Annotated in this window: 7 protein-coding genes; all 7 read left to right on the top strand. The window is 34.4% G+C overall.

Going from position 1 to position 11,674, the window contains the following annotated elements:
* Nucleotides 1–156 precede the first annotated feature (156 nt).
* The 7 genes from BMX09_RS07035 (at nt 157) to pflA (ending at nt 11,599) form a co-directional block, all read left to right on the top strand.
* Nucleotides 157–1,212, top strand: a complete 1,056-nt coding sequence (locus BMX09_RS07035) for a BMP family lipoprotein (RefSeq protein WP_089747152.1) — start codon at nt 157–159, stop codon at nt 1,210–1,212.
* A 60-nt stretch (nt 1,213–1,272) separates the two neighbouring features.
* Entirely contained in the window at nt 1,273–2,307 is a 1,035-nt protein-coding gene (locus tag BMX09_RS07030) for a BMP family lipoprotein (protein ID WP_089747151.1), read from the top strand.
* Nucleotides 2,308–2,457: 150 nt separating this feature from the next.
* Nucleotides 2,458–3,516, top strand: a complete 1,059-nt coding sequence (locus BMX09_RS07025; protein ID WP_089747149.1) for a BMP family lipoprotein — start codon at nt 2,458–2,460, stop codon at nt 3,514–3,516.
* A 231-nt stretch (nt 3,517–3,747) separates the two neighbouring features.
* Nucleotides 3,748–5,772 carry a DNA topoisomerase IV subunit B gene (gene parE / locus BMX09_RS07020; protein WP_089747148.1) on the top strand — a complete coding sequence of 675 codons (2,025 nt, stop codon included), beginning with the start codon at nt 3,748–3,750 and terminating at the stop codon, nt 5,770–5,772.
* Nucleotide 5,773: 1 nt separating this feature from the next.
* Nucleotides 5,774–8,230 (top strand): DNA topoisomerase IV subunit A, encoded by a 2,457-nt coding sequence (gene parC / locus BMX09_RS07015; protein WP_089747146.1) that lies wholly within the window; start codon nt 5,774–5,776, stop codon nt 8,228–8,230.
* A 272-nt stretch (nt 8,231–8,502) separates the two neighbouring features.
* Nucleotides 8,503–10,731 carry a formate C-acetyltransferase gene (pflB, locus tag BMX09_RS07010; RefSeq protein ID WP_089747144.1) on the top strand — a complete coding sequence of 743 codons (2,229 nt, stop codon included), beginning with the start codon at nt 8,503–8,505 and terminating at the stop codon, nt 10,729–10,731.
* 106 nt (nt 10,732–10,837) lie between these two features.
* Nucleotides 10,838–11,599: a pyruvate formate-lyase-activating protein gene (gene pflA, locus BMX09_RS07005; RefSeq protein ID WP_089747142.1), complete on the top strand. Its 762-nt coding sequence runs from the start codon at nt 10,838–10,840 to the stop codon at nt 11,597–11,599.
* Nucleotides 11,600–11,674: the final 75 nt, after the last annotated feature.

Raw genomic sequence — 11,674 nt, 5'->3', positions numbered from 1 at the left:
TTTTGGTCGATTTTATTATAGGGCATCAGATGCTTTTTGTGTATAAAAAAATAAATGATGCCATTGAAGAATTTCTTCAACAACATCATTTATTGCATTGACCATATGATATATGTTATACTAGTAAAAATTTGTGCGTAAAACAGGAGGATTTTGATGAATAACAAACGATTAGCATTACTAACTTTAGCAACGGGATTAACAACTACATTAGTGGCTTGTGGATCAGAAACAGAGACTAAGACAACAGAAAAAGATGCTGTAAGTGCAGTACTTGTTACAGATGTTGCCGGAGTAGATGATAAGTCATTTAACCAAGGTTCATGGGAAGCATTAGAAGCATGGGGACAATCACATGGTTTACAAAAGGGTTCTAACGGTTATAACTATTTAGAATCAAATTCTGATTCAGATTATGTTACAAATCTAAGTGCAGCAGTACATGCTGAATATGATATGATTTTTGCCGGTGGTTATAAATTGGAAGCAGCCTTAAAAGAAGTTGCTCCATCTTATCCAGAATCACATTTTGCAATTATTGACCGAGTGGTTGAACTCCCAAATGTGGCATCAATTACCTTTAAAGATCATCAATCATCCTTTTTAGCAGGTGTTGCAGCTGGTGAAACGTCAAAAACAAATAAAGTGGGATTCATTGGTGGTATGCATGGTGAAGTAATTGATCGTTTTGAAGCTGGTTTTATTGCTGGAGTAAAAGCGGTGAATCCTGATGCGGTAGTTGAAGTACAATATGCAGACTCATTCGTTGATGCAGGTAAAGGTAAAACAATGGCACATGCAATGTATAGTAATGGTATTGATGTTATCTATCATGCGTCAGCTGGTGTTGGTAATGGTATTTTCTCTGAAGCAAAAGAAATCGTTCAAGCAGATCCAAGTCGTGAAGTATGGGTAATTGGTGTTGACCAAGACCAATCAGCTGAAGGATATATTGATGAAAATCGTAATGTAACGTTAACGTCATCTTTAAAAGGTGTTGGAACAGCTATTACAACTTTATGTAATGATGCAATTGATGGGGTTTATCATGATGGAGAAGTGTTAGTCTTTGGATTAGAGGATGAAGGTGTTGCAATTACTGATGGTGAAATGACTGATGAAGTAAAAGCAAAAGTTGAAGAATATAAAGCAAAAATCATTTCAGGTGAACAAGTGGTACCAGAAAAAGTAGAAAATTCAGAAAATAACTAAAAGCGTTCTAATAATGAGTAGGACTATTAAAAAAGACTATCAATAAAAGAGGAGGTACTAATGGATAAAAAAATTATAAAAACTGGTATACTAGTAATAGGTTTATTGAGTTTGAGTGCTTGTCATGATAAAAAAATTATGACAGTTGAACCTCGGGTAACAGCAGCAATTGTAACTGATGTAGCAGGGATTGATGATAAATCATTTAATCAAGGTGCATGGGAAGGTTTAACTGAATGGGGAAAGCAAAATGGCTTAAAACAAGGAGCTCATGGTTATAATTATTTTGAATCAGATTCAGAATCAGATTATGTGAGAAACTTTAATATGGCTGTTCAAACAGAATATGATTTGATTTTTGGGATTGGTTACAAATTAGAAAAATCTATTAAAGAAGTAGCAGAACTGAATCCGGTTCATCACTTTGTTGCGATTGATTCGGTTATTGATTTACCCAATGTGACTTCGGTAACTTTTAGAGATAATGAGGCGGCTTTTCTAGCAGGTGTTGCGGCAGCAGAAACAACCAAAACTAATCAAGTAGGGTTTATTGGCGGGATTAGAGGTGTGATTGTTGATCATTTTGAAGCAGGTTTTCTAGCAGGTGTTAAAGCCGTTAATCCTGAAATTGTAGTAGATATAAAATATATTGATTCATTTACAGATTTCGCTAAAGGAAAAGCAATTGCTAGTGTGATGTACGAAAGTGGTGTTGATGTGATTTTCCAAGTTGCTGGAGCAGGAGCAGGAATTTTTGCAGAAGCTAAAGAGATTGTAGAAGCTGATCCAAGTCGTGAGGTATGGGTAATTGGAGTTGATCAAGACCAGTCACCAGAAGGCTATATTAGTGAAGAACGCAATATTACATTAACATCTACGATAAAAGGTGTTGGAACAGCAGTAAAAGATTTAGCTAGTCAAGCAATGAATGGCCAATATCATGATGGTGAACACTTAATTATGGGATTGCAAGAACAAGGTGTTGGCTTAACAAAAGGTGAATTAAGTGAATCAGCCCAAAATTCTGTAGAAAAATATAAAAATTTAATTATTTCAGGTGAGCAGTATGTTCCCTTGACAACTTCCGATAACTAAGGCGTGTTAAGCGCTTTAGTTTTTTTGTGTGTAAATATTTTGGCATGAGATTTGCTAGAGAATAAAATAATCTTCTTTTATTTCCAAATAAACTATGATAGAATACTTCTTGCCCTCAAAAATGGGCTAAAAAAATTTGGAGGTTTTATTGTGAAATTACAAAAGAACTTAGCATTATTAGCATTATCATTAGGAGCGACTGCAACTTTAACAGCATGTGGATCTGATGATAATCAAACACAAACAAACGATAATGACAACTTAACAGCCGTAATCGTTACTTTAGTTGGAGGGGTAGACGATAAATCATTTACTCAATCAGCTTGGGAAGGATTAACTGAATGGGGAAATGAACATGGATTAGAAAAAGGAAGAAATGGATATGATTATATTCAATCTAATTCAGAGTCTGATTATGTAAATAACTTCAACCTAGCTATCAATTCAGGTTATGATTTGATTTTTGGTACAGGTTTTAAATTCGATAAATCAATGACAGAAGTAGCAAGTGTAAATCCGGAAAGTCAATTTGTATTAGTGGATTCAGTAGTAGATTTACCAAACGTGGCTTCAGTAACTTTTAAAGACAATGAAGCAGCATTCTTAGCAGGTGTTGCAGCAGCAGAAACAACTAAAACTAATAAAGTTGGATTCATCGGTGGTATGCCAGGGCCAGTTTTAGATCGTTTCCAAGCTGGATATACAGCAGGTGTTCATGCGGTTAACCCTGACATTGATGTAGAAGTACAATATGCTGATACTTTTGTTGATGCAAGTAAAGGTAAAGCCCTAGCAAATGCAATGTATGCTAATGATGTGGATGTGATTTTCCATTGTGCTGGTGGTGCTGGTAATGGCGTGTTTACTGAAGCAAAAGAAATTGTTTCAACTGATCCAAGTCGTGAAGTTTGGGTAATTGGTGTCGACCAAGACCAAGCTGCAGAAGGCGCAATTGATGATAATCGTAATATTACTTTAACATCAACATTAAAAGGTGTGGGTCAAGCAGTTCAAAAAATGTGTGATGATGCAAGTAATGGTATTTATCATGGTGGTACACATATTGAATTAGGTTTAGCTGATAATGGTGTTGGTTTAACAGAAGGTCAATTATCAGAAGAAGCAAAAGCTAAGATTGAAGAGTACAAAGTAAAAATTATTGACGGTTCACAAGTTGTTCCACAAAAACCAGAAAAAGATAATGAATAATTTATAAATTTTAAGACTAAACAAGACTAGGTGATGATATAAAATCTTGTTTAGTCTTTCTTTTTTGCTATAAATACTAGTTTTATATCCGTATGTTTTGGCATTAGTGAAAAATGTGATAAAATGAAATTGTCTATGGTGAAAAAAGAATTTATTTAGAATTCTTGCAAAATATAGATTTTCAAGTATTATGGAATAGATACTAGAATTAGATGTTTAAGGAGTGAAAGAATGCCTACAGAAATGAATCAATATAATGATGATGCTATCCAAATTTTAGAAGGGTTGGAAGCTGTTAGAAAAAGACCAGGTATGTATATCGGATCGACCGATTATCGTGGTTTACATCATTTAGCATATGAAATTGTTGATAATGCAGTCGATGAAGTGTTAGCTGGTGAAGCAGATGAAATTGACGTTATTATCCATAAAGATCTATCTTTAACTGTTCGTGATAATGGTCGTGGGATGCCGATTGGAAAGCACAAATCAGGCAAGCCAACCATTGAAATTATTTTTACTGTCTTACATGCCGGTGGTAAATTTGGTCAAGGTGGTTATAAAACATCAGGCGGCTTACATGGTGTGGGTGCCAGTGTTGTAAATGCTTTGTCTGATTGGCTTGATGTTTCTGTATTAAGAGATGGTCAAGTCTATGAATATCACTTTGAAAAAGGAATTGTTGTAGGTGATTTAAAAACCCATAAAACAAAAAGAAAAGGTTCTGGAACTTCAGTAACCTTTATGCCAAGTAGTTCAATCTTTTCAACAAATAATTGGTCCTATGAAACTTTATCAGAACGGTTGCGTGAATCAGCGTTCCTATTAAAAGGTTTAACAATTACATTAACTGATGAAAGAACTGATGAGACAGATACTTTTTGTTATGAAGAAGGATTAAAAAACTTTATTGAATATTTAAATGAAGAAAAAGATACATTATCACCAATTGTAGCATTCGATAATATATTAGATGACGTTGAGACTGAATTCGCATTTCAATATAATGATGGCTATTCAGAGACAATTTTATCCTTTGTTAATAATGTTCGTACAAAAGGTGGCGGTACGCATGAAGTCGGTATGAAAACGGCGATGACCAAAGCTTTTAATGAGTATGCTCGTAAAGTTGGATTATTAAAAGATAAAGATAAAAATCTAGAAGGTAGCGATGTTCGTGAAGGCTTAACGGCTATTATTTCGTTAAAAGTTCCCGAAGCCATCCTGCAATTTGAAGGTCAAACCAAAGATAAATTAGGAACCCCAAGTGCACGTGGTATTGTTGAAAATATTGTAACGGAACAATTAGGCTATTTCTTAGTGGAAAATGGTGAAGTTGCGCAAGATTTATTACGTAAAGCTATTAAAGCTCGTGAAGTTCGTGAAGCTAGTCGTAAAGCTCGTGAAGATGCTCGTACTGGCAAAAAGAATAAGAAAAAAGATACGCTCTTATCAGGTAAATTAACCCCTGCTCAAGGACGAAACCCTAAGAAGAATGAATTATATCTAGTCGAAGGGGATTCAGCTGGAGGTTCCGCAAAACAAGGACGTGATCGTAAGTTCCAAGCAATCCTACCATTAAGAGGGAAAGTTATTAATACGGAAAAAGCTTCAATGACAGATATCTTAAAAAATGAAGAAATTAATACAATTATCCATACAATCGGTGCGGGTGTCGGACCTGATTTTGATATTAAAGATTGTAATTATGATAAGATTATTATTATGACCGATGCGGATACTGATGGTGCTCATATTCAAGTGCTGTTATTAACATTTTTCTATCGTTATATGAAGCCATTAGTAGAAGCTGGTAAAATCTATTTAGCTCTACCACCATTATTTAAAATTTCTAAAGGTCGTGGCAAAAAACAAGTTGTTGAATATGCCTGGACTGAAAAAGAATTAGATGCAAAAATCGCCAAAGTAGGTCGTGGATACCTATTACAACGCTACAAAGGTTTGGGTGAGATGAATGCTGACCAATTATGGGAAACAACGATGGATCCAACCTCAAGAACATTAATTCGTGTGGTGATTGATGATGCTGCTCAAGCCGAACGTCGTGTAAGTACCTTAATGGGTAATAAAGTAGAACCTCGGCGTAAATGGATTGAAAAACATGTTGAATTCCGTTTAGGAGATGAAAAGAGTATTTTAGACACAACTGAAACTGGTATGGATTCGACAAGTGTGTTAGTGCAACAAAAAGAAGCAGAAGAATTAGAACAATTATCTTTATTGGAGGATGAATAGAATGGCAGAAGAATTTGATATTCAAGAACTAAATTTAGAAGATGTCATGGGTGACAGATTTGGTCGTTATTCTAAATATATCATCCAAGATCGTGCCTTACCGGATATTCGTGATGGTTTAAAGCCAGTACAAAGACGTATTTTATATGCAATGTACGCAGAAGGTAATACAAGTGATAAACAATTTAGAAAATGTGCCAAAACAGTTGGTAACGTAATTGGTAACTATCACCCACATGGGGATTCATCCGTATATGAAGCAATGGTTCGTTTGAGTCAAGACTGGAAATTACGTGATGTATTAGTTGAAATGCATGGGAATAATGGTAGTATGGATGGGGATCCAGCTGCTGCAATGCGTTATACTGAGGCACGGCTTTCAAAGATTTCTGAAGAATTATTACGTGATATTGATAAAGAGACAGTTGAATTTGTGTGGAATTTTGATGACACTGATCAAGAGCCAGTTGTGTTACCAGCGCGTTTTCCGAACCTTTTAGTGAATGGTTCAACAGGGATTTCTGCCGGATATGCAACAGAAATTCCGCCGCATAATTTAGGTGAAGTAATTGATGCAACAATTTATACAATTGATCATCCAGAAGCTAGTGTAAAAGATTTAATGCAATTTGTAAAAGGACCTGATTTCCCGACTGGTGCGATTATTCAAGGGGTTAAAGAACTAGAAAAAGCATACAAAACTGGTAAAGGAAAAGTAGTTGTGCGTTCCAAAACCAAGATTGAACCAATTAAAGGGAATAAAGAAAAAATTGTTATTTCAGAAATTCCATATGAAGTGAATAAAGCGTCACTTGTTAAGAAAATGGATGAAATTCGTGTCAATAAAAAAATTGATGGGATTGCAGAAGTTCGTGATGAATCAGACCGAACTGGCTTGCAAATTGTTGTGGAATTAAAAAAAGAAGCTAATGCAGAAGGGATTTTAAATTATTTATTAAAAAATACCGATCTACAAATCAATTATAACTTTAATATGGTGGCTATTGATGATCGTCGTCCCGTTCAAGTTGGTTTGAAAACAATTATAGCTTCATATATTAGCTATCAAAAAGAAGTGATTACAAAGCGTACGCAATATAATTTAAATAAAGCACAAGCTCGTATTCATATTGTTGATGGATTAATGAAAGCTTTATCAATTTTAGATGAAGTAATTGCTTTAATCCGTAATAGTAATGATAAAAAAGATGCCCGCAAACGTTTATGTGAGGAATTTGACTTTAGTGAGATTCAAGCAGAAGCTATCGTGACATTACAATTGTATCGTTTAACGAATACCGATATTACAACCTTGCAAAATGAGCATTTAGAGTTGAATGAACAAGTAGCACGTTACCAAAGTATTTTAAATTCTGAAAAAGTCTTAAAAAATGTTATGAAAACAGAATTACGTGAAGTTAAGAAGAAATTTATGACTCCACGTTTAACAATGATTCAAGATCAAATTGAAGAAATCAAAATTGAAACAGCCGTCTTAGTTGCTGAAGAAGATGTGATGGTATCTGTAACTAAACAAGGCTATTATAAACGAACAAGCTTACGTTCATATGCTGCAAGTACAACAGACGAATTAGCAATGCGTGAAGGGGATGATATAGTCTTAGTTACGAAAGCGTCAACTTTATCATCATTAGTCTTATTTACATCAAAAGGGAATTATTTACACTTCCCGGTTCATGAGTTACCAGACATTAAATGGAAAGAGATTGGCCAACATTTAAGTCAAACTATTTCTCTTCAACAGCAAGAAGTTATTATTGCTGCTTATATTGTTGAAAAAGATGATCAATCACTTGAACATGAACGCATGGTATTTATTACTAAAGAAGGGATGATTAAACAGACTGAACGTACGGCATTTGGAACATATCGTGGCTACAAAACACGTACAAGTCGTGCAATTAAGCTAAAAACAGATACCGATGAAGTGTTGTCTGTTTATGTTGCTGGTAAAGAACAATATGAAGTCTTATTAATCAGTCATTGTGGCTTTAGCTTGCGTTATCGCTTAGATGAAGTGCCAATTGTCGGCACGGCAGCTAGCGGTGTTAAAGCGATGAACTTGCGTAAGGATGATTATCTTGTGATGGGTGCAATTTTTGCTGAGGAAGAAAAAGAACCACAATTATTAATTGTAACGCAACGTGGTAATGTGAAACGTTTCTCTGTTAAAGAATTATCTACATTAAGTCGTGCTAAACGCGGATTAATGGTATTGCGTGAATTAAAAGCCAAACCACATCGTATTGTTTATGCAGATTTAATTCAATCTTTAAACGACCGATATCATTTAATGACTGAAAAAAGTGAAGAAGTAACGATTATTGCTAAAGAAATAACCTTAGCAGATCGTACTTCAAATGGTTCTGCAATTGTTTCAGAAGAGCAAGGTGAGGTAGTTGATATTGTGAAAAATCAATTAATTAATTTAAATTAAAGGAATAAAAATAAAGTGTATTAGTACAGTTGCTGTGTATATTATAACACAGCAACTGTATTTTTTTTATTTCTATTTAGCTAAAAAACATAATGATTACTTTAAAAAAACGATTATATAGCGTTTTTTTTAAGGTTTCCTTAATGTGGCAATAAAAAATATAAAAAAATGAGATAATCTGTTGCACTTTTAAAAAGAAGTGTTATAATGAACTTGTAAACAACTGTTACAGTGTTCACAATGATGTGAATTGATTTAAGGAGGAACTATATATGGAACAATGGAATGGCTTTAAAGGTAAAGTATGGAAAGATGAAATTGATGTACGTGATTTTATTCAACAAAACTATGAATTATACGAAGGAGACGACAGCTTCTTAGAAGGCCCAACTGAAGCAACAACAGCTTTATGGGATCAAGTAATGGACTTAAATAACAAAGAACGTGAAGCAGGTGGCGTTTTAGATATGGATACTAAAATTGTATCTACAATCACTTCACACGGCCCTGGTTATTTAAACCAAGAATTAGAAACAGTTGTTGGTTTCCAAACTGATAAACCTTTCAAACGTAGCTTACAACCATTTGGCGGAATTCGTATGAGCGAAAAATCTGCTGAAGCATATGGTTACGAAATCGATGAAGAAGTATCACATATCTTCACTGATTACCGTAAAACACATAATCAAGGTGTATTCGATGTATACACACCAGAAATTCGTGCAGCACGTAGAAGTGGTGTTATTACTGGTTTACCAGATGCTTATGGACGTGGACGTATCATCGGTGACTACCGTCGTGTAGCTTTATATGGTGTTGACCGCTTAATGGAAGAAAAAGTTAAAGATTTTAACAATATCGGTGACGGAAGAATGTCAGATGACGTTATTCGCTTACGTGAAGAAGTTTCTGAACAATACCGTGCATTAAAAGAATTAAAAGAATTAGGTAACATTTATGGTTTTGATATTTCTAAACCAGCTACAAATGCAAAAGAAGCATTCCAATGGTTATACTTAGGTTACTTAGCAGCAATTAAAGAACAAAATGGTGCAGCTATGTCTCTAGGACGTACTTCAACATTCTTAGATATCTATGTAGAACGCGACTTAAAAAATGGCGTAATCACTGAAAAAGAAGCTCAAGAAATCGTTGACCACTTTGTAATGAAATTACGTTTAGTTAAATTTGCTCGTACACCTGAATACAATGCATTATTCTCAGGAGACCCAACTTGGGTAACAGAATCAATCGCTGGTATCGGTGAAGATGGACGTCCATTAGTAACTAAGAATAGTTTCCGTTTCTTACATACATTAAATAACTTAGGACCAGCTCCAGAACCAAACTTAACTGTTTTATGGTCACCAAAATTACCATTAGCATTCAAACGTTTCTGTGCGAAAACTTCAATCGAAACTTCAGCTATTCAATATGAAAACGATGAAATTATGCGTCCAGAATGGGGCGACGACTATGGAATCGCATGTTGTGTATCTGCAATGCGTATTGGTAAACAAATGCAATTCTTCGGAGCTCGTGCTAACTTAGCTAAAACATTATTATATGCTATCAATGGTGGGGTAGATGAAAAATCTAAAGCACAAGTTGGACCTAAATATACTCCAATTACTTCTGAATACTTAGATTACGATGAAGTTATGGAAAAATATGATGACATGATGGAATGGGTATGTGATATGTACTTAAATACATTAAACATCATCCACTATATGCACGATAAATATAGCTATGAACGTGTACAAATGGCATTACAAGATACTGATATGTTCCGTACAATGGCAACAGGTATTGCTGGATTCTCAGTAGCAGTTGACTCAATTTCAGCTATTAAATATGCTAAAGTTAAAACTATCCGTGATGAAGATGGCTTAGTTGTTGATTATGAAATCGAAGGCGACTTCCCTAAATATGGTAATAACGATGACCGCGCTGATGATATCGCAGTTTGGTTATTAAAAGAATTTATGACTAAAGTTAAAAAACATAAAACTTACCGTGGAGCTAAACATACAACTTCAATTCTTACAATTACTTCAAACGTTGTATATGGTAAGAAAACTGGTAACACTCCTGATGGACGTCGCGCTGGTGCACCATTTGCTCCAGGAGCAAACCCAATGCACGGACGTGATACTCACGGAGCATTAGCATCATTATCTTCAGTTGCTAAAGTACCTTATAAATATGCATTAGATGGTATCTCAAATACATTCTCAATCGTTCCTAAAGCTTTAGGTCGTGAAGAATTAGTTCAACAAGATAACTTAGTAAGCATGTTAGATGGATACTCAATTAAAGGTGGACATCATTTAAATATTAACGTATTTAACCGTGAAACATTAGAAGATGCTATGGATCACCCAGAGAAATATCCACAATTAACAATTCGTGTATCTGGTTACGCTGTTAACTTCATTAAATTAACTCGTGAACAACAATTAGATGTAATCAACCGTACAATGCACGAAAATATGTAATAACCTTAACAGTAATTTGTTATAAAGTATAAAAGCAGGTGGGCATTTCGTTCATCTGCTTTTTCTATCAAAAAGAAAATGTAAATTAGTTATTGGAGGAATAGACATGTCTGAACCTGTTACAGGATATATTCATTCAACAGAAAGTTTTGGCTCAGTTGATGGACCAGGAATTCGTTTTATTACTTTTATGCAAGGTTGCCGCATGAGATGCGAATTTTGTCATAATCCGGATACATGGAAAATTGGTCAAAAAAACGCCATTACATCAGAAGAATTATTAAAGCAAGCACTACAATATCGTCCGTTTTGGGGAGCAAAAGGAGGAGTTACCGTTAGTGGTGGAGAGCCATTATTACAAGTAGACTTCTTAATTGATTTTTTTAAACGTTGTAAAGCTGAAGGAGTACATACAACTTTAGATAGTTGTGGTATGCCATTTACTTATGAAGAACCATTTTTTAGTAAGTTTGAAGAATTATTAAAATATACAGATTTAATTTTATTAGATATTAAGCATATCGACGCTGAGCAACATAAACGTTTAACAGGATGGACTAATGAAAATATTTTGGAATTAGGTCGTTATTTATCAAAAGTTGATCAACCAGTTTGGGTTAGACATGTACTAGTTCCTGAAAGATCAGATTATGATGAGTATTTATACCGTCTAAATGATTATGTGAAAACTTTAAAAAATGTGAAAAAATTTGAAGTCTTACCATATCACAAATTAGGTGTATATAAATGGAAAACATTGGGAATTAAATATCCATTAGAAGGTATTGAACCACCAACTCCAGAACGTGTTGAAAATGCACATAAAATCTTACATACTGCTGATTATACTGGTTATTTAGATATGTAATTCGTTAATCGCTATAAGCATTCAAACTGATAAGGTAAGGACTTGCCTGTCAATTGAATGCTTTATTTTTTATAA

This window comes from Granulicatella balaenopterae (assembly GCF_900111135.1).
Classification (GTDB): Bacteria; Bacillota; Bacilli; order Lactobacillales; family Aerococcaceae; genus Granulicatella; species Granulicatella balaenopterae.
The sequence above is the reverse complement of the archived record's forward strand: the minus strand, read 5'-3'. Positions and strand labels throughout refer to the sequence as shown.